The 24,014-nt window shown below is 43.9% G+C and carries 29 protein-coding genes and 1 tRNA gene; 12 read left to right on the forward strand and 18 right to left on the reverse strand.

All coding sequences use genetic code 11. The features are described from left to right. Positions 1–21 precede the first annotated feature (21 nt). The 6 genes from ispC to rimO all read right to left on the reverse strand — a co-directional run bounded on the left by ispC (position 22) and on the right by rimO (position 6,740). A complete protein-coding gene (gene ispC, locus ACT3S4_RS04225) occupies positions 22–1,230 on the reverse strand; it encodes a 1-deoxy-D-xylulose-5-phosphate reductoisomerase (protein WP_444760519.1) in 1,209 nt (402 codons plus the stop codon). A 153-nt stretch (positions 1,231–1,383) separates the two neighbouring features. Next, complete coding sequence (locus tag ACT3S4_RS04230) at positions 1,384–2,193, reverse strand: phosphatidate cytidylyltransferase (RefSeq protein ID WP_045451791.1); 810 nt, start codon at positions 2,191–2,193, stop codon at positions 1,384–1,386. A gap of 201 nt (positions 2,194–2,394) precedes the next feature. Next, a complete protein-coding gene (uppS, locus tag ACT3S4_RS04235; RefSeq protein WP_444760520.1) occupies positions 2,395–3,153 on the reverse strand; it encodes a polyprenyl diphosphate synthase in 759 nt (252 codons plus the stop codon). Between the two features lie 316 nt (positions 3,154–3,469). Then, positions 3,470–4,024 (reverse strand): ribosome recycling factor, encoded by a 555-nt coding sequence (gene frr / locus ACT3S4_RS04240; protein ID WP_045451790.1) that lies wholly within the window; start codon positions 4,022–4,024, stop codon positions 3,470–3,472. Between the two features lie 154 nt (positions 4,025–4,178). Next, positions 4,179–4,904, reverse strand: coding sequence for a UMP kinase (gene pyrH / locus ACT3S4_RS04245; RefSeq protein WP_045444979.1), 726 nt, complete (start codon positions 4,902–4,904; stop codon positions 4,179–4,181). A gap of 228 nt (positions 4,905–5,132) precedes the next feature. Next, positions 5,133–6,740 carry a 30S ribosomal protein S12 methylthiotransferase RimO gene (gene rimO, locus ACT3S4_RS04250; RefSeq protein WP_444760521.1) on the reverse strand — a complete coding sequence of 536 codons (1,608 nt, stop codon included), beginning with the start codon at positions 6,738–6,740 and terminating at the stop codon, positions 5,133–5,135. 135 nt (positions 6,741–6,875) lie between these two features. On the opposite strand from rimO, the gene ACT3S4_RS04255 reads away from it, so the two are divergent. The 3 genes from ACT3S4_RS04255 (at position 6,876) to ACT3S4_RS04265 (ending at position 10,507) form a co-directional block, all read left to right on the forward strand. Beyond that, on the forward strand, positions 6,876–8,285 hold the full coding sequence (locus ACT3S4_RS04255) for a two-component system sensor histidine kinase NtrB (RefSeq protein ID WP_444760522.1): 1,410 nt from the start codon (positions 6,876–6,878) through the stop codon (positions 8,283–8,285). A gap of 83 nt (positions 8,286–8,368) precedes the next feature. Continuing rightward, positions 8,369–10,207 carry a sigma 54-interacting transcriptional regulator gene (locus ACT3S4_RS04260; protein WP_250163893.1) on the forward strand — a complete coding sequence of 613 codons (1,839 nt, stop codon included), beginning with the start codon at positions 8,369–8,371 and terminating at the stop codon, positions 10,205–10,207. Between the two features lie 215 nt (positions 10,208–10,422). After that, a tRNA-Leu gene (locus tag ACT3S4_RS04265) sits at positions 10,423–10,507 on the forward strand. A gap of 156 nt (positions 10,508–10,663) precedes the next feature. Here the strand turns inward: ACT3S4_RS04265 and ACT3S4_RS04270 are convergent. From ACT3S4_RS04270 to ACT3S4_RS04325, 12 genes are all read right to left on the reverse strand, one after another. After that, complete coding sequence (locus ACT3S4_RS04270) at positions 10,664–11,803, reverse strand: tyrosine-type recombinase/integrase (protein WP_444760523.1); 1,140 nt, start codon at positions 11,801–11,803, stop codon at positions 10,664–10,666. Positions 11,804–11,971: 168 nt separating this feature from the next. Beyond that, complete coding sequence (locus tag ACT3S4_RS04275) at positions 11,972–12,169, reverse strand: hypothetical protein (RefSeq protein WP_444760524.1); 198 nt, start codon at positions 12,167–12,169, stop codon at positions 11,972–11,974. Between the two features lie 115 nt (positions 12,170–12,284). Next, positions 12,285–12,485 (reverse strand): TraR/DksA family transcriptional regulator, encoded by a 201-nt coding sequence (locus ACT3S4_RS04280; protein ID WP_444760525.1) that lies wholly within the window; start codon positions 12,483–12,485, stop codon positions 12,285–12,287. 12 nt (positions 12,486–12,497) lie between these two features. Continuing rightward, positions 12,498–12,644 carry a hypothetical protein gene (locus tag ACT3S4_RS04285; RefSeq protein ID WP_444760526.1) on the reverse strand — a complete coding sequence of 49 codons (147 nt, stop codon included), beginning with the start codon at positions 12,642–12,644 and terminating at the stop codon, positions 12,498–12,500. Next, complete coding sequence (locus ACT3S4_RS04290) at positions 12,645–12,875, reverse strand: hypothetical protein (RefSeq protein WP_444760527.1); 231 nt, start codon at positions 12,873–12,875, stop codon at positions 12,645–12,647. Next, on the reverse strand, positions 12,847–13,059 hold the full coding sequence (locus tag ACT3S4_RS04295) for a hypothetical protein (RefSeq protein ID WP_444760528.1): 213 nt from the start codon (positions 13,057–13,059) through the stop codon (positions 12,847–12,849). Before ACT3S4_RS04295 ends, ACT3S4_RS04290 begins: the two co-directional genes overlap by 29 nt. Beyond that, positions 13,052–13,303, reverse strand: coding sequence for a hypothetical protein (locus ACT3S4_RS04300; protein ID WP_444760529.1), 252 nt, complete (start codon positions 13,301–13,303; stop codon positions 13,052–13,054). Before ACT3S4_RS04300 ends, ACT3S4_RS04295 begins: the two co-directional genes overlap by 8 nt. After that, positions 13,300–13,827, reverse strand: coding sequence for a hypothetical protein (locus ACT3S4_RS04305; protein WP_444760530.1), 528 nt, complete (start codon positions 13,825–13,827; stop codon positions 13,300–13,302). Before ACT3S4_RS04305 ends, ACT3S4_RS04300 begins: the two co-directional genes overlap by 4 nt. Beyond that, positions 13,827–14,180, reverse strand: a complete 354-nt coding sequence (locus tag ACT3S4_RS04310) for a hypothetical protein (protein ID WP_444760531.1) — start codon at positions 14,178–14,180, stop codon at positions 13,827–13,829. Before ACT3S4_RS04310 ends, ACT3S4_RS04305 begins: the two co-directional genes overlap by 1 nt. Beyond that, a complete protein-coding gene (locus ACT3S4_RS04315) occupies positions 14,173–15,048 on the reverse strand; it encodes a hypothetical protein (protein WP_444760532.1) in 876 nt (291 codons plus the stop codon). Before ACT3S4_RS04315 ends, ACT3S4_RS04310 begins: the two co-directional genes overlap by 8 nt. Beyond that, the gene (locus ACT3S4_RS04320; RefSeq protein ID WP_443559398.1) at positions 15,045–15,281 is read right to left on the reverse strand and encodes a hypothetical protein; all 237 of its coding nucleotides are present in this window, start codon (positions 15,279–15,281) and stop codon (positions 15,045–15,047) included. The genes ACT3S4_RS04315 and ACT3S4_RS04320 overlap by 4 nt, the downstream gene beginning before the upstream one ends. 154 nt (positions 15,282–15,435) lie before the next feature. Continuing rightward, positions 15,436–16,182: an XRE family transcriptional regulator gene (locus tag ACT3S4_RS04325; protein WP_444760533.1), complete on the reverse strand. Its 747-nt coding sequence runs from the start codon at positions 16,180–16,182 to the stop codon at positions 15,436–15,438. A gap of 125 nt (positions 16,183–16,307) precedes the next feature. Between ACT3S4_RS04325 and ACT3S4_RS04330 the strand changes: the two genes are divergently transcribed. The 9 genes from ACT3S4_RS04330 to ACT3S4_RS04370 all read left to right on the forward strand — a co-directional run bounded on the left by ACT3S4_RS04330 (position 16,308) and on the right by ACT3S4_RS04370 (position 23,896). Then, complete coding sequence (locus ACT3S4_RS04330) at positions 16,308–16,580, forward strand: transcriptional regulator (protein ID WP_444760534.1); 273 nt, start codon at positions 16,308–16,310, stop codon at positions 16,578–16,580. A 41-nt stretch (positions 16,581–16,621) separates the two neighbouring features. Beyond that, entirely contained in the window at positions 16,622–17,122 is a 501-nt protein-coding gene (locus tag ACT3S4_RS04335) for a phage regulatory CII family protein (protein WP_444760535.1), read from the forward strand. Then, complete coding sequence (locus ACT3S4_RS04340; protein ID WP_444760536.1) at positions 17,112–18,128, forward strand: primase-helicase zinc-binding domain-containing protein; 1,017 nt, start codon at positions 17,112–17,114, stop codon at positions 18,126–18,128. Before ACT3S4_RS04335 ends, ACT3S4_RS04340 begins: the two co-directional genes overlap by 11 nt. Continuing rightward, on the forward strand, positions 18,128–19,831 hold the full coding sequence (locus tag ACT3S4_RS04345) for a primase-helicase family protein (protein WP_444760537.1): 1,704 nt from the start codon (positions 18,128–18,130) through the stop codon (positions 19,829–19,831). The genes ACT3S4_RS04340 and ACT3S4_RS04345 overlap by 1 nt, the downstream gene beginning before the upstream one ends. A gap of 348 nt (positions 19,832–20,179) precedes the next feature. After that, positions 20,180–20,584: a hypothetical protein gene (locus tag ACT3S4_RS04350; protein ID WP_444760538.1), complete on the forward strand. Its 405-nt coding sequence runs from the start codon at positions 20,180–20,182 to the stop codon at positions 20,582–20,584. Between the two features lie 191 nt (positions 20,585–20,775). Next, positions 20,776–21,081, forward strand: coding sequence for an HNH endonuclease (locus ACT3S4_RS04355; protein WP_444760539.1), 306 nt, complete (start codon positions 20,776–20,778; stop codon positions 21,079–21,081). 151 nt (positions 21,082–21,232) lie between these two features. Next, on the forward strand, positions 21,233–21,694 hold the full coding sequence (locus ACT3S4_RS04360; protein ID WP_444760540.1) for a hypothetical protein: 462 nt from the start codon (positions 21,233–21,235) through the stop codon (positions 21,692–21,694). Between the two features lie 9 nt (positions 21,695–21,703). Next, complete coding sequence (locus ACT3S4_RS04365; RefSeq protein WP_444760541.1) at positions 21,704–23,422, forward strand: terminase large subunit; 1,719 nt, start codon at positions 21,704–21,706, stop codon at positions 23,420–23,422. Between the two features lie 69 nt (positions 23,423–23,491). After that, positions 23,492–23,896, forward strand: a complete 405-nt coding sequence (locus tag ACT3S4_RS04370) for a surface-adhesin E family protein (protein WP_444760542.1) — start codon at positions 23,492–23,494, stop codon at positions 23,894–23,896. Positions 23,897–24,014: the final 118 nt, after the last annotated feature.

Consider the following 24,014-nt stretch of genomic DNA (forward strand, 5'->3'; position numbering starts at 1 on the left):
ACGACGCAGTTGTTGATACATTTACACCAACTTTGCCACAAGTTTTTCTGTAAGGTGACGTGCTATTTTATCAATTGCTAGTATATCTTCTATGTCAGCCGTTTCGTTTAACGGTGGCAGCTGTATGTCATTTAATGCTTGCTCATTGATATCAGCAATGTCGGTCAGGCGAATTTCCCCAGCCAAAAACGCCGCCACAGCAATTTCATTCGCCGCATTTAAGACAATCGTCGCTTGTGTGCCCGCTTGCATCGCCTGTCTTGCCAAACGCAAACACGCAAATTTTTGCAAGTCAGGCTCAATAAACTCTAAGCCGCTGAGCGCAAATAAATCCAAAGGCTGCGAGCCACTCTCAATACGATCAGGATAACTGAGCGCATGGGCAATGGGCGTTTTCATATCGGGACTGCCGAGCTGCGCCAAAAAGCTACCATCGCTATATTCTACCATTGAGTGAATGATACTTTGTGGATGAATCACCACATTTATCTTATTTTCAGGCAAATCAAACAAATGGCAGGCTTCGATTAACTCTAAACCCTTATTCATCATCGTAGCTGAGTCGACAGATATCTTTTGACCCATTGACCAATTTGGATGTTTGACCGCTTCAGCGACGCTCGCTTGCTGCATCTGCGCAAACGATTTTTGCAAAAACGGTCCACCAGAGGCCGTTAACCATAACTTGCGCACGCCGTGATTTGGCTGATGAATTTGAGTATTGTCCTGCTGAATAGCCAGTGGTAAACACTGAAAAATAGCATTGTGCTCAGAGTCAAGCGGCAGCAAAGTAGCGTTATGCGTTTTGACCGTATTAATCATCACTTGCCCTGCCATCACCAGCGCTTCTTTATTCGCCAGTAAAATACGCTTACCTGCACGAGCAGCGGCTAAAGTAGAAGGCAGACCAGCTGCGCCTACGATCGCAGCGACAACGGTATCCGTCTGCGAATCAGTGGCAATATCAACCAGCCCTGCTTCGCCGCCTACCACATCGATGTCAAGACCTGCCGCACGGAGTCGCTGGGCAAAATCATCGACTGCAGCGGTCGGTACGCTCACGCGCTTTGGCAAAAACTGCTGGCAAAGTGCAAACAGTTTGTCTAAACGGTGATAGCCTGACAGAGCATAGACCGTGTAAAGCTGTGGTTGCGCCGCTAATATTGCTAACGTGCTATCGCCAATCGAACCTGTCGCGCCTAGTACGGCGATGCGTTGCGTCATAACCATCGGTGCCTGTAAATGATACTCTAAAAAATTAAATAAGAAATCGATAAAACGTCTGATAAATAAGAGATAGACAATATCCAGTGTATTGACTAGTCACTCATCTTAACTACTATATTTAGGGCGTATCATCGTCTATGAATTATTTTTTCAGTCCTAAACCACTATCAAACCTAACTGCTGTATCGCCCAAAAACCAAGCGCAAATATCGGTGTGGCAGAGAGCAGTGAGTCGATACGGTCAAGCACGCCGCCATGCCCCGGTAAAATCGTTCCTGAATCTTTGACATCAGCGCGGCGCTTAAGCATCGACTCAAATAAATCACCAAGTACCGAGGCTAAAATGGTCAAGGCTGATAATGCTACAAATGCGACTAACGGTACACCCGTCAATTGCAACTTAAATACACTGATGGCAATGACCACGAGCAGACCGGTAACAAGGCCACCTGCCAGCCCTTCCATGCTTTTATTGGGTGAGACATTTGGCGCCATTTTGCGGCGACCAAGCTTACGCCCCACAAAATAAGCGCCACTATCTGCGCACCAGACCAAAAGGAACACATAGAGCAACCACCATGCTGACAATTGCCACAAATAAAACATCGCCGTAATCGATGCGGTCAATATCACCGCACCCATCAATGCCAGTTTTTTGCCATACCAATTGGTATGAGTCGGGAACACTCGCACCCAAGACAGCGCCATTAACCATATAGCCAGTGAAGCCACCCACCAAAATAACCATGTCACTTTAAACATGAGTGATACTAGGGTCAGCACCAAAACCAATAGCACAAACAGCGCAGGATGACGCCACTTGGGCATCAGCTTAGTCCATTCGTGAGCGGCGATAATGACGCCAATCGCTAACAGCGGTGCAAATAAAATAGGGGTTTGGCTCGCAAACATTGCAATACCAACGATAATAACGAGAACAACTGCCGTCTTAATTCGTTGCCACATACTTATTGAGCCTTATAATAATGAAAAACGCATGGTCAAAACATGCATTATAGCAGCTAATCTACAATAGCCCACTAATAGCAGTTGACGCTTATTGACGCGGTTTATTATTTCACAAACAAGCAATATTAACTACTTATACGATAGCGGCTTTGTAAGAGCTTTTTCCTTTACAAAATAACAGGTAAATGCTTAACACCATTAACGACTTGCTTGCTCTATCACTATCTGCTCACTGGTTTTGCCAAAACGGCGCTGCCGCTGAGCGAACTCTTTTACCATTGCTGCCAGCTCATCGGCTGCAAAATTCGGCCATAATGTCTGGGTAAAAAATAGCTCAGCATAGGCTGACTGCCACAATAAAAAGTTAGAAATTCGGTATTCACCGCCTGTGCGTATCAACATATCGACTGCTGGTGCATCTGCTAATTGCACATAGTTACCGAGCAATTCTTTATTAATATCATCAGCACGTAACTGACCAGCCTCTACTTGCTGCGCCAGCTGTTTTGCCGCATGGGCAATATCCCATTGCCCACCATAACTGATAGCGATGACTAGCGTCATGGCTTTAAAGTCTGCTGTTTTTGCTTCAGCGTCCGCCATTAATGCTTGCAAATCATTACTCAGCTGACTGCGGTCACCAATAAAACGCAGACGAATACGATACTCATTCATGCGTGGTATTTGCTCATGAATGGTGGAGGCTAACAGTTGCATGAGTAGTGCCACCTCACTGGGCGGGCGTTGCCAATTCTCACTAGAAAATGCAAATACCGTTAATACTTCGATACCCGTATTGACGCAATACTCGACGATAGGATCGAGTGCATCTTTGCCAGCCACATGCCCTTGGCCTTTGCCCAAATCATTGGCTTTACCATAACGATTATTGCCATCCATGATGATAGCGATATGGCGTGGAAGAAGATCAGGAGCCAAAACGGCTGAAGTGGACATAGGCGAAAGTGCTTATTGTTAAGGTAAAATAATAATAATAACGGCTGCGATAACGATTAGAAAGCGTCATAACCACAATTCACAAACTTATCATAAACCCATCTATAGGCATGATTTAGTTTGCAAGATAGCGCTTATAAAATACAGTTTACAAATCTGAGCAAGCCTATTGCCGTATCCGATTGATATAACATTGACGCTATTATCGGTACCGTCTACACAATAATAAGCAGCCAATAGTATTGACAGATTGGCTGCTTATTATAAGGATATGACATAACGGATTTTTGTCTTACACGATCGAAAAACCAGTGCTTTACACGTCCATCAAGTCAGTTTCTTTTTTGCTCAAACGTTTATCGATGGTTTCGATATACTTGTCAGTGATTTTTTGAATGTCATCACTAGCACGGCGCTCGTCGTCTTCTGAGATCTCTTTTTCTTTGGCCAATTCTTTGATGTCATTCATCATGTCACGGCGAATATTACGGATAGAAACACGGCTACTTTCTGCTTCTCCACGCGCAAGCTTTTGCATGTCGCGGCGTGTTTCTTCTGTCAATGCAGGCATTGGCACACGAATCACATCGGCGGTCACTGGGTTGAGACCCAAATCTGCTTCGCGAATGGCCTTGTCAATTGCTTGTACCATGGTACGGTCAAACGGCTGAACCATGAGCGTACGTGAGTCTTCAACGTTGACACTCGCCACTTGATTCAAAGGTGTAGGCGACCCGTAGTAGCTAACCATCACGCCTGACAACATACCCGGATGTGCGCGCCCTGTACGGACTTTGCTAAAGGTGCTCTCAAGCGCTTCCAAGGTTTTTTGCATACGCGCTTCGCCGTCTTGCTTAATCTCTTTGATCATTAGATATCCTTATTTATCGCTATCGATAAATCATTCATTTGTTAGTAAATATACGGTTGTTCACTATTAATTATTAGCGACTGGTAGTTATTAACGACCAATCTAAGTTTAATGACTGGTATTCTCGTATTAATATTTAGAGTATTTAGGCAAATCAGTGATAAACGCGTGTGCCTTCATTTTCGCCCATGATGACGTTTAATAACGCATTAGGCTTGGTCATATCAAACACTTGTAGCGGCACGTTGTGCTCACGGCATAATGCAATGGCAGTTAAATCCATTACGCCAAGTTTTTGCTCTAATACTTCATCAAAAGTTAAACCATCATATTTAACTGCATCGTCATGTAAGCTTGGGTCTTTGTCATAAACGCCATCAACTTTGGTGGCTTTTAGAATTAAGCCCGCTTCAATTTCAATACCACGTAAGCAAGCAGCAGTATCAGTGGTAAAGAAAGGGTTGCCCGTACCAGCAACAAAGATACATACTTCGCCATTTTTGAGATAGCGAATGGCATTGCGACTGCTATAGCTTTCGGTCACTTCACCAATTGGCAAGGCTGACATCAGGCGAGTTTTAATATTGCGGCGCTCAAGCGCATCACGCATCGCCAGACCATTCATAACGGTTGCTAACATACCCATTTGATCACCAGTCACACGGCCGACTAAGCCTTCTTGTTGCAACTGCGCGCCGCGATATAAGTTACCGCCGCCGACCACGATACCGACTTGAACACCAAGACCACGCAAATGGGCGATAGACAAGCTCATCTTATCGAGCACTTCGCTATCAATTCCCATCTCTTTGCCACCAGCTAAGGCTTCACCAGAGAGTTTCAGCAAGATACGAGAGTAACGCGGGTTTTTGTCAGACATGAGGTCACCTTGTTAGCATTAAATTATAATTAAAATGAGCGGTAAAACACAAATAGAGTTTGCCTTCGAATTTACTCGAAGTGTCATCACCGAGGTACTATATAGGAAGCACCGTAACTGATGACAAACGTGTAAAAAGGCTAAATTGCGCTAATTGTAGCAAAAACTGCCCGCGATTGGGCAATTTTCACTCGTATATTGTAGTGACTAATCAGCTACAGTGACTGCTTAGCCTTTGTAACTGGCAAACAAATCATACTCGCTAGCGTCGTCAATCGTAACCGTTAGGAATTGTCCGACTTTAACTTGAGCAGTAATGTCATCGACATAGACATGACCGTCAATCTCTGGTGCGTCAGCATAGCTACGACAAATCGCAACGCCCTCTTCACTATCAATTTCGTCGACCAATACCATCAAGGTTTTACCGACTTTCTCTTGTAGCTTTTGCGCTGAGATGTCTTGTTGCAGCGTCATCAAACGCTCATAGCGTTCTTGCTTGATCTCTTCTGGCACATGATTTGGCAGGTCATTAGCCACTGCGCCTTCGACTTCTGAATAGGTAAACGCACCAACACGATCAAGGCGAGCTTCTACTAACCAATCAAGCAAGCATTGGAAATCTTCTTCTGTCTCGCCAGGGAAGCCCACCACAAAGGTTGAGCGAATGACGATATCAGGGCAAATCTCACGCCATGCATGGATACGCGCCAAGGTGTTTTCGCTATGCGCTGGGCGTTTCATCGCTTTTAGGATGCGATGGCTGGCATGTTGAAACGGAATGTCGAGATAAGGCAGTAGCTTCTTCTCGCCCATTAGCTCAACCACTTTATCGACATGCGGATATGGATAGACATAATGCAAGCGCACCCAAATGCCTAAATCATTTAAGGCTTGGCACAAGTCATAAAACTTCGACTTCAGCGGCATGCCATTCCAAAAACTGGTCTTATATTTCAAATCCAGTCCATAAGCAGAGGTATCTTGCGAAATAATAAGCAATTCTTTCACGCCAGCATTTTTCAGCGCCAGCGCTTCATTCATCACACTGTCAATCGGACGTGAAACCAAGTCTCCACGTAAGCTTGGAATGATGCAGAAAGTACAACGATGGTTGCAACCTTCTGATATTTTTAGATAAGCATAATGGCTTGGCGTCAATTTGATACCCGCCTCATTAATCAAATCTATCTTTGGATCATAACCAGCGTCCTGACTGCGGTCAGGCTTGGGCACATGCAACGCAACGGCTCTAATGACTTCTTCATAAGCATGAGCGCCAGTTACAGCTAGCACGGCTGGGTGCATTTCACGGATTTTGTCCGCTTCTTTACCCAAGCAACCAGTAACGATTACTTTACCGTTTTTGCTAATCGCTTCGCCGATGGCATCAAGCGACTCTTGTACTGCTGACTCAATAAAACCGCAAGTATTAACGACAACTAAATCTGCACCTTCGTAATCACTCGCCACTTGATAACCATCACGGCTAAGCTCAGTGATGATGCGCTCACTATCGACCAAGGCTTTTGGGCAACCTAGTGACACAAACCCAATCTTTGGCGCTGCGTTCACTGGCGCATTTTCAGTCGATAAAGCACCTGAAGTCACATCGCTGCTTTGCTCAATGCTACGGTTTTGATTGTGATTGGCTTTATGATGGTAAGGTTGGTTAGTGTTTGCTTGACTAACATCTGCCTGATTGTCTTGTGCTATATTTGGTTTGGCAGGATTAAAAACGGTGGCAGTGTCTTTTAACATAGAATCTGTTGGCGTAGAAGTTGACGGTGAGGTAGTAACAGTCGTATTAACCGACTCGGTAGAAGTGTTGGGCATGGCTGACCTTGCTAGAGATAAATTGGCTGTGCGCATTGTACGTTTTTTTTGCAAAAATCGCCAGTTTTGCCGCTCTATAGTGTTGATTTATGGTTAAATATTATATCGCGTCTTTTTTTATTCTAGGCAATAGCCATGACAACCCATTTGACAACCGTAAAACCGACACCTGACTTAGCATTCATGTCACAGCATTTGTTCACCGCTATTTTATGGATCAATGATGATTTATCGATCACTTGGCTAAATGCCCAAGCCGAACAACTACTTGCTATTAGTAGTGGACGCTTACTGGGTCAGTCTATATTGACACTGCTTGCATCCAAAGCATTGAAATCAGCCGATAGCAATCATGACAGTGATAACCATATAACTGTCGATAAAAGTAGTGGTGAAGATATCCATGAACAAACTTGCTCTTTAAAAGAACGATTTCAGCAAGCAAAGCAGTATCAACAACCCTTTATCGATCATGATCACCTTATCAGCACACCGCTAAATGGTAATTTATCATTCTCAGTCGATTATAGCGTGACCCCTGTCATTTATGAGCAGCAACCTTATTTTATTATTGAGATGTGGGGCAAGGATCGCCAAAGTCGCATATCAGAGGAACAACGCCAGCAGCAACAATATAATGTTGCCCGTCATATGCTGCGCTCGGTCGCTCATGAAATCAAAAATCCGCTTGCCGGTATTCGCGGGGCGGCGCAATTATTACAGCGGCAATTCATCAAATTCAGTGACGCCTCGCCTCTTAATAGTGCTCCTCCTGCTATTCTTGGCACAAACCCTATGGTAAACCCGAATAGCCATCTGCAAAAAACGGCTGAAAAACTGCGCACTTATACTGATATCATCATCTCAGAAACGGACCGTCTAACCCATCTTATTGGGAAATTCCTTGGCTCCAATCAATTACCAAATTGGCAAACGCTAAATATCCATGAGCCACTGGAGCATGTTTTATCTTTGGTCGTCAATCAATATCCGCAAGTGACGCTACAGCGCGATTATGACTTGTCATTGCCTGAGTTATGCGCTGATAAAGATCAGCTGATACAAGTGTTTTTAAATCTGATTAATAATGCCTGTGAATCGATGACTGAGTTTGAGCAAACGCTGCAGCAAAGAGAGTTGTCCGAGCCTACTAAGGTGCAACAACCTGTCACTTCACAAACGAGTAATAAGGACAGCACCAGTTATAAGCCAACACTGCACATTCAAACCCGCATTGCCTTTCAACATACCATTGCTGGGCAACAGCACAAGCAAGTGCTACAAATCAACATTACCGATAACGGTTCAGGCATTGATCCAGCATTGATCGGACAGATATTTTTCCCAATGGTGACCAGCCGTGCCGCAGGGACGGGGCTAGGATTGTCTATCGTGCAAGATATCATCAGTCATCACCATGGTATGATTGACGTGAGCTCCCAACAATCAAAAAACCTTAACGACAGTGTCAAAAATGACTACAACCACCAACACACCAGTTTTACGCTGTACTTGCCTTTCAATCAGCCAGCGCACCATGCTTAAAATAGCCAGTACCCAAGGCTTAGAAACCATGACCTAACCTATGAAACAATCACCCTGAATCACTTGCTTATTAGGCCTGATAAATGACTGCATATAATGACCACGCCACATCTAACAGCGACAATCAAGGCTCTGCCCAAACATCAGACAATCAAGAGTCTAGTAACCGAGAGTCTGATAAACGAGAACCTGATAACCAAGCTACAAAAGTAACGGTCAATAATGCACCTAATACTAACCCTGCAACGTTATGGCTCATCGATGACGATGCAGCCCTGCGTTTGGTGTTGGCAGATACTTTTGAAGACGCAGGATTGACGGTTATCAGCTTTACCCAAGCGCAAGCGGCGTGGACACGCCTCAACGATATTTTGCAACAGCAGGAATCAGCCGCTCAGTTGCCCGATGTGATATTGACTGATATTCGTATGCCCATGATGGACGGGTTGTCTTTTAGTGACTGGGTACATGAGCATTTCCCTAAGCTGCCTATTGTCATTATGACGGCGCATTCTGACCTCACCTCTGCTATTAATAGCTATCAAACAGGTGCTTTTGAATATCTGCCAAAACCTTTTGACTTAGATGATGCAGTCGTCACGATTTATAAAGCCATTAATTATCAGCCCAATATGCTGGCAGCGGCGGCAGCAAACTCTACTCCTGAACCTACTCCGAAGACCGTTACCAAAAATTCATCAAGTACTTTGCCCAATATGCAGGTAAAACCTGATACCAGACCCAAGCTTGCTAGCAAGGCTACTCTGGTCAGCAAAACCAATAAAACATCCAGCCCTAAAATCAAAGTTAAACCTGCCATCAGCGCCAATGACAATCCAAGTGGCATCATTGGACAATCTCAAGCGATGCAGACGGTGTTTCGTGCCATTGGCAGACTGGCACACTCACCCATTACTGTCCTGATTACTGGTGAATCAGGTACGGGTAAAGAATTGGTCGCCAGTGCGTTGCACCAGCATTCACCGCGTCACCAGCAACCTTTTATTGCCCTAAATATGGCCGCCATTCCACATGATTTGATTGAATCTGAATTATTCGGTCACGAAAAAGGGGCGTTTACTGGTGCGACGACGACGCGACAAGGGCGTTTTGAGCAAGCGGATGGTGGGACATTATTTCTAGATGAAATTGGCGATATGCCTTATAGCACCCAAACTCGGCTGCTACGAGTACTGGCCAATGGTGAGTTTTTTCGCGTCGGTGGACAGCAGCCGGTCAAAGTGAATGTACGCATCATTGCCGCTACTCATCAAAACTTAGAAGAACTGGTCAAACAAGGCAAATTCCGTGAAGATCTGTTTTATCGCCTCAATGTAATTCGCTTGCCGTTGCCGCCATTACGGACACGACCTGAAGACATTCCAGCATTAGCCCATTACTTTATGCAGCGGGCTGCTGAACAGATGAACAGTGCAGAGAAACAGCTGCATCCGACAGCGCTACACATCATGCAGGCTTTTGAGTGGCGTGGCAATGTCCGCCAACTTGAGAATGTCTGCCTTTGGTTGACGGTGATGGCCACAGGCGACACCGTGATGGTGGATGATTTGCCACCAGAGCTGCTTGAAAATATCTCGTCTGATTTAGAAGCGTATCAAGAGCAAAGTCAGCCTACACAAGCTATGACTCACAATGAGCAAATACGCCCTCATTCCCACAGTTCAAGTTGGCAACAAGCATTGGCTGCTTGGGCTGAGCAATCTCTACAAACAGGAGAAACCGATATCTTGCAGACGGCAACCCCTGAGTTTGAACGCGTTTTATTGACGGCAGCGCTCAACCATAGTGGTGGCAAAAAGATCGCTGCTGCTAATTTACTCGGTTGGGGGCGCAATACCCTGACACGTAAATTACAGCAATTAGATATTTCTTCAGCAGAAGGGCAAAATAATCGTTATTAAAGGCGCAAACTCATAAACATGAATACCATTCATATCAATAGCTTATAAAAATAAGTGAAAATAAATGATAAATATTTAAAAATAATTGCAAATAGGGGTTGCCAAACGTTTCAAACTCTATATAATAGCCAACCACTGAGACGCACTACCGAATCAGTTAACTGTCTATATTGTGTTTGAGTTTAAACGCTAATAATGATAGAGTAACGGAAAATGGGGCTGTGGCGGAATTGGTAGACGCACCAGATTTAGGTTCTGGCGCCGCAAGGTGTGAGAGTTCGAGTCTCTCCAGCCCCACCATTTTCGGATAGTGAATAAATAGTCTCAAACCTATACTAAACCTGCCTTCGGGCAGGTTTTTTTATTGCCTAAAATTTGACAACTATTTATTAAAGGTATTGTTGTCGCAGTTTTGTCGCAGTTTCTGCCATTCAACTACCGAGCAACCCTCGGCAGTTAGTCACCATAATCAAGTTTCATCATCTCAGCTTGCATACGCTCGGTATTAATCCACTTTGCATAGATTTTGGTGAACGTAATAATATCATGGCCCATCTGATAAGCTGCTGCAGAAACATCGATCATACTATTGAGCATTGTAGTCGCGTAAGTATGACGACAATTATAAGCAGGTCGCATTCTTATACCGATCACTGGTAGCACTTCCTGAAACTTCTCAGACAATTTGTCCGGTCTTGTCCATGGCTCATCGGTATGCAAGCTGATAAACAGCCGCGACTGGTGGCCAGTTAGTTGCTTGAGTCTATCCAATACGACCAATATCTTATCATTGAGATAGATATTACGGATCTCATTAGTCTTAGTTGATAGCTGAACTTTACCACTGCTCAACGTCTTGCTTATTTTCGCTAATCGATTGGTTATATCTATGTCAGCCCAGTCTATGGCCAATGATTCGCCAGGGCGACAACCGGTCCAAAACTGCCAAACGAAATACAAATACCAAATCTCTTTATCATCCCTCCAATGGCTTTGCATATAATCAAGTATGGCCAAACGCTCATTAGGCAAAAAAGGATCTGGCTCATCCTTTTGGGTTTTCTTATTACGTATACGTTTAGTGGGTAACTCTTCAATAATTTCATCAATAAACGCTAAATCAAACACTCCGCGCAGTGGCGTGAGTGCGTCATTAGCAGTTTTAGCGCTGCTAAAATCATTCTGTGCGAGTGCAGTTCGTACCATTGCCGGGGTTATATCTGCAATTGCCATAGATGCAAAAAAAGGCATCCACTTATTTTTGAGGATGCCTTTATATTTACGTCTAGTGCCTGTATTTCCGCTATCTAAGCTATCAAGATAAAGCTGCGCATAGTCTGCAAAAAGTGGTCTATCATCTGCTGCCGTCTCATCGATAATATTACAAGCCAACTCAATATCTTTTACCGTCAAATTCTCCCACTTTCTACGAGCCATCAAACTAGCTCGTAGCTTTCCCGCTTGGGCAATATTTTTTGGCGTCGCCGTGTACGGGAGGACGAAGTACCTGCGCCCTTCTCCTTTGATTGGGATATTAATTTCGACGCTGCCGCTTCGCACTCTAACGCCTTTTGGATACCCTGTTGGTCCAGCCATTCATTCCACCCGTTTAGACTAAAGTAAATCTTATTATCAATCTTTTTCCACACCACACCCTCAGGCCATTTATCTTTTGCCATGTATAAGCGTTCGTGTGGTAGACCAATAAGTTTACCAAATTGCGGAAGTGTTACCCAGTCTAACGGAACATTTGATTTGATAATTTCAATAACGTCCACAGCTATTCTCCTCACCTCGCTTATCTAAAACACGGTAAGCAACATCGATTCTGGTTACCGCTTCAAATACTTCTTCACATTCATCACATTCATGCTCAAAATCATCACCATCATGGCCGCCATACTCAAGCCAATCATCTGTATCTTGCACAGCGTCGCAATAAGGACATTTGACATCACTCACACTCACTCTCCCTTGCTTAATTCAATCGACAACAACCAAACCACTGCCACTACCAACATACCAAGCAAGATAGCCATGCCGGTAATTACTAGTAATTGCTCATTATTGGTTAGCATCACCGTCCCCTTCTCTCAAACACGCTTTGGCAGTCTACACAGAGCGTTACCCCACCCACTGCTTGGCGTCTAGTCGGTATATCTTCGCCACATTCCAAACATTCTGTCAGTGACGGTTTATCAAATTTTGGCGCGCGACTTAGGCAGTGAGCCAGTGTTAAATCAACATAGTCGTTTGCGCGATCAGCATCATCAGCCATAATTATTTCCCATCAAGCCATATTAAAAGAAACACTTGCTTCAACATCAAACTCAGTTTGGCAGTTGCGGCAAGTAGCTGTTACTACTTCTTGATCCTCAACTGAATCTTGGCAGGTATAACCACCGCCACATTCAGGACAATTAGCATCTCCCATCATTTACCCCATCTTCTCAACATTCGCTTCTATACGCTTGTAGCCGATACCGTAGCGATATTCAATTTTATTGCCACGGTCAGCCAGGCGACACGCCCGACCGATTAAGTGGCTGCCAGTACCGCAAGCGCCTACAATTTCCCAGCTGCGCGTGTCTACTTCCAACCAACTGAAACCATAGCCGTTTGCTGCAAAGGTTATTCTTTTAATCTGCTTTGCCATTACTCGTCTCACTCTCTTTAATCATCTTATCGATCCAGTCGCGGATATCTTTTAAGCGTTCTAACCCAAATTTTTTAACGATGTAATAATCATCGCGCTTTGGGTCTCTTTGGTTTTGACGCTGCAACTTAATAAATAGCTGACCGTCTTTGATAAATAGATGTGTACGGCGGCTAAGGGATAATGTTTTACTCATCGCTAACTAACTCCTTAAACTCAAGCTGAATTTCGAATTGCAACTCACACTCCCAACCAGATAAAGCCTGTTTGACCTCTTCTGAGCCTAAAGACTCATAATTGCAGTTAAAATCAGCTTTACTTATCTGCTTAATAGCAAAACCTTGCACTTCCATATCAAAGTTATGCTCTAACACACGAATGCGATCTTCCATAACCTGACCAATGTTTTGATCAGCATTTAATACAAAAGAGACTCTCATCGTTTCAACTCCTTCAATATCAAACTCTTAATTGCACCTGCTGCATACAGATGGCCATGTTTCCCGTCTACATCCAGCACGTGATGATTAGACGTGCCGTAGTGCGATTTAACGCATGACAGATATGCTTCGTGATGTCCTAGTGCTGTGCGCTCATCTTCATTTGACCTGATAAAGCGTTTGTACACATTGCTATGACAGCTAAGCAGTACGCTAAGGCTAGGTATTACGCTATCTTCTTGCCAAACCCAAAGCGGATGATGCAGCCGACGCTTGATAGCAGACGCTGTATAGTGATGACGGTCTAACAAGATCACATCGAGATGCTTATATTTATCGAGTATGTAATCATCTTCAAACTCAACAGCATTGATACCACGCGGTACGTTGATCACATCGGTCATGATTGCTTGAGCGTTCAAACACATCGCCACACGATGACATGCCGTAGTCACGCCAATGTGCGATGCGCCATTGATATTGACTAATAAGGGATGATTTTTAGTTGATTGAGTCAATGACATTACGCCACCTCACTGTGTTCGCTGTTGGCGGCTACGGTGTCAAGTAGCGGCTCAAGGTTGATGTTTTGAGCAAACGCATTGCGTAAGTCAGCCTCTAAATGCACCAATGCTGCCCAATGTGTTGGGGTAATGCGACAACGACGCTGAGACACTTGCACGATGATTAGCCGCAATTGTTCAGCGACATTGAGCAGTGTTTGCTGGTCGCGGATACATCTTGGCTTAGTGATGTGAGCGCACCACTGTTTGTTTGCATCACGGAGGGCAATACGGCTAACAGTGTTGCTGAGCTTGGCGTTTTGAATGAGCGATACTAAGATAGCACTCGGCTTGATGTTGGCGATATTACGCATAGCAAGCCTCCAGTGCAGCACGAAACTCGGTCAATTGTGCTTCGGTGATTGTTTGAGTAACCTTGCCTTTTAAACTATCGACATGAAAATTATTGTTTCCCAAGCCGCACTCACGTTTTGGGAAAAACACAGCACTAACTGTACTGTTAGTATGAGTATTAGTAATCACTCCAAATGCTTTGACGCCTCTATCAAAAACAATATCCCAAGGCATCAACTCAGCACCACCAATCGCATTGTCGGCTTCACTAAAGCGGTCCATGCTATGCATGCGCTGGATTAGGCATTCAGATAGGTTTTTGATAAAGATAAGCTGCATATCAGCTTGGGTGATTTGTGGTACTGGTTTATCTGGCCACAGCTCATCAATGATAATTTCGCGGGCATCCATGCCTTGTATTTCAGGTACATATTCGCTTAGGTAATCGACATCATTGACCGTTTCGCGATCGATGGCGCTGTTTTCCCAGTTTGTGGCATCAAAACCCTCACCTATTCGTTGGGTGTAAAAACCAATATCACCATAAGAAGTACCCCAATGCTTTTTTTTAGGCACTAATTTAATTTTATTTAGAGAGCAAAAATAGCCAACCCCATTCCAATCTACATGAGCACTTACCCACTTATTATCCTGCCCTTCAAACACCCACTGCCCCATCTGTTTAAGCGCGGGCTGTGGCGCATCATTTGCTGCGGTGTCTTGCGTAGCTGCCAATAATCCGCCAACCGGCATAACATTGCCAAACCCAAAGCGGAGTGGTACTGCATCTAACTTGTTCTTTAAATCAGCAATAGAGGCTTTTGTTTCGTCGTCAAAGCCTATCGTAAACCGACCGATTACTTTAACTGGCTTATTTTGATTGCTCACGCTGCACCTCCCATCACTAAAATAGCGATGAGCACAAGTAAAGCGCCCACGACGATGCCAAGCACTTGACGATAGCCACGTACTTTGATTTTTAGTTGCTGTTCGGATTGGCTGAGTCGTTGCTCAGTTTGATGGAGTTGCTGATTCCGCATATCCAAAACGGCGCATGTGAGCTCAAGCTCAGCTTCGGCACGTGATAAATGGACAGGGGCTGTTGATTGATTCTGAGACATGACGTTATACCCGTTTTGTTGGTTACGGGTATATAATTACATTTGTAATTCGTACTGTCAATTACTTTTGTAATTTAAAATGGAAATATGTATTTTTATTAATTACAATCCATCTATTTCTATACGATATTTTCTGTAATTGTTTGTAGATGTATCAATGCTTAGTAAAGGTATGTCTTACTCTCGCTTCAAGTTTGAAATCATCGAATTTATTTTTATCAATAATCTGATCTGGATATCTACTCTTATCAGCATTATCAGATACCAACGTCACTGTACCATCTAGATTTTTGAAGGCGCGCTTACATATCGATTCACCATCCGCATTAAAGACATAAATTTTATTACTGATAAAATTGTCATATTCGCTCTCGTTGGTATTGACCAACATCAGTGTGCCATGAGGGATTGTATAACCCATGCTATCTCCACATGCATGCATCAGCATCAAGCCTTTGCCATCTATAGGTAAGTCATTCTCACGCAAAAACTCAACTGTAAAGGCAATCATCCCGTTCTGTTCTGGATGTTCTAAGTTGACATATCCATCACCGCAGCTAGCCTTTAAATCTCTATAAGGCACATCGACTAGCTTATAGTCAGTCTTGCCACCAATTACTACGTACTCAGGTTGTTTGACCTGACTGTCTTCGACCTCTTGCCCTTCCTCATTATGCTTATTACCCAACCCTGACATCAGCCAAGATAAGTTAACACCGAGAGCGGTTGCTAATGCCTCAGTGTAACTGCTGCTTTTACCATTGCGACGCTCTAAATTACCTATGACAGATGGATCAGCTCCTATCATCTCACCCAGTTGGGCTTGAGTTAGCTTTTTTTCTTGCCGCACAAACTTCACACGTTTGGCCAATGTATCTAATGTCTCTGTAGCTGATTCCATATATACCTCCCATAAATATAAACATAATAATTACAAATGAAATGATAAGCTACTTACAAAAGTAATTGACAATATGAATTACAAATGTAATTATATTGCTAACTTATAAAGACAAAGGTAATTTCATGACACACTTTAAACAGCTACCGCCTACACTGATAGCTCTACAAAAAGCAATCGAGATCGCAGGTGGTCAAGCAGAATTATCAGTAAAAATAGGTCTTGTTCGTACATCGTCAAATGTTGGTGTTATGGTTTCTAGGGATAAAAAAGCTAGTGCTAAGTATGTTGCAAAAATTAGCGAAGCTACTGGCGTCCCATGTCATGAATTACGTCCAGATATATTCCCAGCTCCCGAACCAGCCAACGATTCAAGTAATCAACAATCAATAGCATAGCAACACCACTGCAATAAAAGAACGACAATAACGGGGGCAATATGTCGAAGCAAAAATACACAGCCGCAGAGCGTGCTGAAAACTGCGTATTAGATTTGGAAGCAGCGGTCTATCAAGCTGCGATGAAACCACGCGGCACACTTGGCGGTATCTGTGAGACATTTGGTCTGACGTATAACACAGCAGTGCTGCAAGTTAATCCAAAGCGCACCTGCCACACGCTCTCCCCAATTCTGATAGAGCAAGTGTTAAGCGCAACCCAGTCGTCGTTAATCATGGATGCTATATGCTGCGCTCATGGTAGTGCTGGATGGTTTCGGCTGCCTGATGCGGATAATCAGTGCGATGATATGTTTGATATTGCCATGCTGGGTCAAAAGTTTGCTGACTTAAATAGCACTGCTATTGACGCTTATGCAGACAAAGTTATCGAACCTGATGAATACGCGCGTATGCAAAAAGACGGGCAAGCTTTATTACGCCATATTCAAACGATATTAGAAAATGCGCGGATAAATACGCAGAAGAATAATGACAGATAAACGCACCCCACTTAACTTTGATGCTATCGCTAATGCTGCGGTCGGCAAGTATGTCAATACCATCTTTCCTGCTGCGGGCATTTCTTTTAGCCAACCAGCACATCAGCATCAAGCTTGCCCGATGTGTGGCGGCTCTGATAGATTTCGTTGTGATGACAAGCGCGGCGAAGGCACATGGATATGTTCACAGTGCGGTGCTGGTAAAGGTTTTACATTGGTCAAGGAGTTTACTGGACTCGACGCTTATGAAACTAACAAGCTTATCGCAGGTGCAATTGGACTTGATGCGACTAGCGAAGTGACTGATGAGCAACGCGCTCAGTGGCAATCACAGCAAGTCGAGCGTGAAGCGGTTGAAAAAGCTGAGAAGCGCCAAGCACGTATCGATGCCGCCAGTCGTGCTCAAAGCATTTGGAACAACTCAAAACCTGCTACTGACGATCACCCTTACCTGTTACGTAAAAATGTCAACGCTATCGGGCTGAGTAAAGATGCTAACGACAACCTCATTATCCCTATGTATTACTACAACCCTGATAAACAACAAATCACACTGGTTAATGTACAAACCATTGCACCTGATAGCGAAAAGCTATTTTTGAAAGGAGGCTTGGTCAGTGGTGCTTACTTCACGATTGGCAATACCTCTATGTTTGCAGGCGGCATCATATTAATCTGCGAGGGTTATGCCACTGGCGCAACTGTATTTGATGCAATGAGCTATAGTTTGCCTGTGATTGTCGCATTTAATGCGCACAATCTAATCCCAGTCGCTCAATCTATACGTGCTCAATACCCCGATCACCGCATTATCATTTGCGCTGATGACGATACCGCGACCGCTCATAAGATGCGCAATAAGGACATATCAGAGGGCAAGGAACCGAAACCACTTGTTGAGTACAACGCAGGTATTCGTGACAGCACTGCTGCCGCATTGGCAGTTGGCGGTGAGGTGGTTATACCTAGTTTTGAGTTATTAGACATAGATAAGGACGCAGCGTAATGCAAGGTAAACAACATACAGACTTTAATGACCTACACGCTGCGGCAGGACTCAACGAAGTAGCACGGCAAATCAAGCATGCACTAGCAAATCAGTCAATAGTGACGCAAGCTGCAAATGACGATCACAGTGCATCGACTACTCCAACGGGTCAGCACAATGGCAATATACCCGCTGACGTCGAACAAGAGATGCGTCTTGCTAATATGCTTAAGCGCTATGCTCAAATCACTGACATTGGCAAAGTAACCAATAAAGCCTATGACACTGAACAAAAGATTGAATATACCAAGACCCAATTTGCCAATGAGATTGGTAATAAGAAGCTAGCGGATCTGTGGTGGAAGACGCCACACCGTAAGATTGCTAAGTCTGAAGTCGCAAAAGACCTTGATGTCATGCTTGCTGTCGAGGCACAGTCGATGTTTCAGCGTTACTTTCTTATATATGGCACCAAAGAAGTATGGGACGATGTGGAACGCATTCGTTTGCCAGTCGATACTATCAAGCTAGCACGCCCTAATGAGTATGAAATTTGGCTCAAGTCCGAGGCACGCATTACCATCAAGGCAGATAATATCTGGTTTGACCCTACCCGCACCAAGTCACCCAAGCACGACAAAGATATCGCTATCAATACATTTGATGGTTTGCCGCTTAAGCCTATTGAAACCACATATGACGATGCAGCAACAATGTGCAAACCTATCACCGACCTATTACTACATCTATGCGAAGGCAATAAAGAAGTATACGAATGGGTGCTTAGATGGCTAGCTATACCTTTACAGCAGCCTGGTACCAAGCTCGATACGGCATTGATATTTCATGGCGAAGTACAAGGTGCTGGTAAGTCGCTCTTCTTTGACCGCATCATGTCCCGTATCTATGGCGACTATTCTGTAACGCTTGGTCAAGGTCAGCTTGACTCTCAATACAACGATTGGGTATCTAATAAGCTCTATGCACTGTTTGAAGAAATATTTAGCGGAAGCGATAGCTACTCACAAATGGGTATGGTCAAGCAATTGGTAACAGGTAATACAATTTATATCAGTAAGAAGTTTATGAGCGGTTGGCAGCAAGATAACTTTGTTAATGCAATATTCTTATCGAACAACATGAAACCCTTAGCTCTTGAGCAGAATGACAGACGGCATGTAGTCTGCTATCCACAACAAAAGATTCCCGAACCCATTCTAAATAAAGTCGCGGCTGCACTATCTGATACCGACGACAAGATACTGCGCGCTTTTTATACTTTGCTTCTAATGACAGACTTAAAAGACCAGACAGCGCATACACCAGCGATCATGACCCAAAGCAAGAGAGAGGTGATTAGATTAAGCCAGCCAAACTGGGAGGTTTTTTACGATGATTGGTCAAAAAATAACCTAGAGATACCTTACTGCTGCTGCCTTAGTGGCGATTTGTATTTCGTTTATCGTCAGTGGTGCCAAAGAGGCGGTGAACGCCCAACTACCGAAACCAAAGTTATGACATATATTGGTAGACGCGAAGCGAAATCACGGCTAAAATACAAAACGCCCAACATGAATACCGCAAAACAAGCCATGGTCTTAGCTATAGCCTTGCCGTCAACTTATCCAGCTGATAGGTTTGACACTCAACAAGATTGGATCGGCGGACAGATTCACCGATTTAAGCTCGCAATCAACAGTGTTTACGACCCAAAACAATAATTAGGTGCAGGGTTTAAGGGTTAGGTTCATAGTTGAAAACAAACCCTTAACCTCTACAAGCCAATAATACCAAGTGATACAAGACCCTGTAGCAGACGTTGCAGGGTTTTTTCTTGTGCGCGCGCGGAAATAAATAAATAACTTAAATATATCTAATATTAATCAATATATAATTTTTTATCCCGTGCGTAAATATAACCCTTAAACCCCTTAAACCCTTAAACTTTCGCCTACAAGTATTGCAAATAAAGAGGTTTAGAGGTTCAGGGTTTAAAGAACAACCCTGAACCTTTGACACAACCCTGAACCTATATATATATTGGCTATAAATAACGGGGGATATTTATCATGCGCCAAGAATACTTAAGAGCAGCTGCTGAAGCTTTTGCAAACATCACACCAACGCAGGCTGATTGCTATCACTATTTGAACGATGGCTTTGATACAATAATTCAAGAGCGTCTATCTGCAACCTATACATCCCAACTTGCTAATAAAGCTATAAGAATCAAATATATCGATAAGGTTGTTCGCACAGCATTGGCTGAATGCCAGTACCCAATCAATGAAGTAACTGGCTATGCTTGGAGTGATATTGAACGCTCAGCATTTGCTGGTATCGCGAAACAAACTTGGTCGGACAACAAACTATCAGATCATGTTAATTTTATGCTAAATGATATGACGCAGAACGCAAACACAGTAAGGGCTGAGATAAGATTACAATTACTAGGCTACTCAGAGGCTTCTTGATTTTTCGGACAGATTCACATAGTATTTCTCATATTCGAAGTTCCTGCCTAATCACAAAGCATTTGGATTCTTTACAGACTATCGGCGTAAGGTGAGCCACTAAACCGTAAATCGACAAGACTCACATCCATCTTTACCAGTTAAGCCCATTGCCCCCCAGCAGTGGGCTTTATTTTTGGAGGTAATAAAGCATGGTATTAAAAACACTCCGCCCACGTCTCCTAACCATCGGCACTAAAGCAGTCAATGATACTCATCAGCCAAAATCAAGATGGGGTCACGGACGCGGTGGTAGACCTTGGCGGCGTAAGCGCGATGAGATATTTTTGCGCGATAAATATACTTGCCAAGTTTGTGGCCGTGTTGGTGGTGAGCTTGAGCTTGATCACATCATCAACGTCGCCCGTGGTGGCACTGATGACGATAGCAACTTGCAGACTCTTTGCAAATCACCCTGTCATTCTGCGAAAACACATGCCGAAAGCCAAGAAATTTAAGATATTTTCTTGAAAAAAAGGCGGGGGGAGGTATTTTTATTTCTGGGCAATCCCAGCGGACACCACTCCCCATTAAATGCGCAAAAAAAATCCTATATCAAATTTATTTTTCCATTTTTCCGAATACATTTAATTGAGAAAGGTTCTCATTATGTCTCTAACTAAAAGACAAGAGGCGTATTGTCAAAATGTCGCTGAAGGTCTCGATGACTTAGAGGCAATGTCAGACGCTGGTTACAAAGCTAAGAATCAGGCGAACGCAGAACGCTCGCTGAAGAATCTAAAAGACAACGAAGCTATTCAAAGTCGTATCATCGAACTCAGGGCAATCAAGCTTTTAGAATCAGGTGAAAGTCCTGAGGGCGAAACTGCTGAAGTCACCGAGCTGGTTAATGCGCTGCACTTTTTTCAAACCGTTTATAAGAACCCAGCCAAGTCAATGAAAGACCGTATTAGCTGCGCCACCATTGCTATCCAATACGAAGAGCCGAAGCCTGCACCAATCGGCAAAAAAGAACAAGGCAAAATCGACGCCAAAACAGCTACCAACTCCGGTAAATTTGCAACGCTTAATAACCAACCGGATCTATACACTTCAAAAACTACTCAATAAGAGTCCGCCATGATAGACACCTGGTCAACAGCCTTGCCTGACTGGGAAAAGCGCATCGTCGCTGGTGAGTCTCTCATGCCATGCAAGCCGCTCAATCAAGATGTGGCTGATATTGCGCTTAAGATATTCGATCAATTGATATTGGTAGATATGATTGGCAGCCCTGCTGCTGGGGACGTAACCCGTGAATGGGCTCGTGAGTTTATCGCCGCTATCTTTGGCGCTTACGACACCGAGAATCAAGAACGCTTAATCACTGAGTTCTTTTTATTGATTAGCAAAAAGAACACGAAATCGACGCTCGCTGCTGGAATCATGATGATTGCGCTAGTGCTCAATGAGCGATTTAGTGCAAGCTTGGCTATTATTGCACCGACCAAAGAAGTCGCCAATGCTAGTTATGGCCCCGCAAGCGACATGATTAGCGCAGACCCTGAATTGTCAGCCATGTTTAACGTATCGCCACATACACGAACTATTACTCATTTAGGTACCAACGCTACTCTAAAAGTCTATGCTGCTGAATCTGACACTCTTGGCGGTAGTAAATTCAGCTATGTGCTCATCGATGAGCTATGGCTATTTGGCAAACGCGCCAATGCCGCCTCAATGCTACGTGAAGCAACAGGCGGTCTAGCATCGCGACCAGAAGGTTTTGTCGTATATCTAAGTACGATGCCCGATGAGCAGCCTGCTGGTATCTTTAAACAAAAACTAGACTATGCTCGTGGTGTGCGTGACGGCAAGATTATCGACCCTCAGTTTTTAGGTTTACTCTATGAGTTCCCACAAAAGTACATCGACGATGAGCTTTATCTAAACCCAGACAATTGGTATATAACCAATCCCAATCTTGGCGCGTCTGTCAGTGTTAAGTTTTTGGAACGTGAGTTTAAAAAAGCAGCAGACGAAGGTAAAGAGGAGCTGCAAGATTTTACCGCCAAGCATCTTAACGTGCAAATCGGTATATCGATGAGAGCTAACCGCTGGGCGGCAGTGGACTTTTGGGAACCCGCAGCGGCTCCCATACCATTTACTTTAGAAGAGCTGATTGAGGCGTCAGAGGTCATCACAATCGGCATCGATGGTGGTGGGCTTGACGATCTATTAGGATTTGCAGTGGTTGGTCGATTACCCGTGGTACTAAGAGAGTATGAAGACAGCATCACAAAACAGAAGGTACAAATTAAACCGTGGTGGGTCTGGACGCGCGCTTGGTGCCACACAATTGCATTAGAACGCCGCATGTCTATCGCTCCCACGCTAGAAGGGTTTGCGAAAGATGGCGACCTTATCATTGTAAAAAACATCGGCGATGAATCAGAGCAAGTCGCTCAGTTGTGCAAGCAAGTATTTGACAGCGGCAAGCTTGACCAAATCGGACTCGACCCACTCGGCATCGGCACACTGATAGAAGAGCTGGATGCGGTAGAGATACCCAGTGATAAAATCATCGGCGTCAGTCAAGGTTTCAAAATGTCAGGCTACATCAAAACTGCTGAAAATAAGATTGCGCGTAAGCACTTGATACATGCAAGTCAGCCATTGATGGCATGGTGTGTTGGTAACTCGCGCACCATAGTACGAGGCAGCGGCACGATGATTAGTAAGGCTGAGTCTGGCACCGCCAAGATTGACCCTGTGATTGGCATGTTGAACGCTGTCGCTCTAATGAGCCTAAATCCAGAGCCACCGAAGACCGGTGCACCTACTATGTTTTTTGTTTAAGAATTTGCTGAATTATTGTTGATGGCTTATAGTTATATCTTTGTTTGTTTATTAGGGATAACTATAAAAATGAAATGGCCATTGTTAGCTGCGACCTTACTACTCTCTTTCGCTTCATTGGCGGCAGTCACTGTTGATAACTTTACTGATGAAGTTGATCAGTGGGTGTTAATCAGCGACGATCCTAACGGTAAGGTCTATATGCTGCCCAGCACCATCACTGAAGATGAGATAGGTAATCGATTAGTATGGCTTAAAGCTGTCAATGAAAAGCCACTTAAAAACATTAAGACGTTAAAAACATTATATGTATTTGATTGTAAATTCAAAAAGATTGGTATCAGTCATTACATAGAATTAGACAAGAATGGCAAAGTTATTGGTGGTGAAAGCATGAGCAGTACTGAAGCGGCACTTTATACTCGCGACCCTGACAGCCTATCTTATGAGCTGATGCAAGGAATATGCAAATAACGCATAATACTTTATGTGCTAAAAAAGCCCCGTCATCCGATGGGGCTTTTTATTATCTAGGATTTAACTATGTGCATCTATCTAAGTGATAACGCTATCCACATTATTATTTTTATTA

It is taken from the genome of Psychrobacter sp. AOP30-A2-5 (assembly GCF_052378115.1).
GTDB lineage: Bacteria > Pseudomonadota > Gammaproteobacteria > Pseudomonadales > Moraxellaceae > Psychrobacter.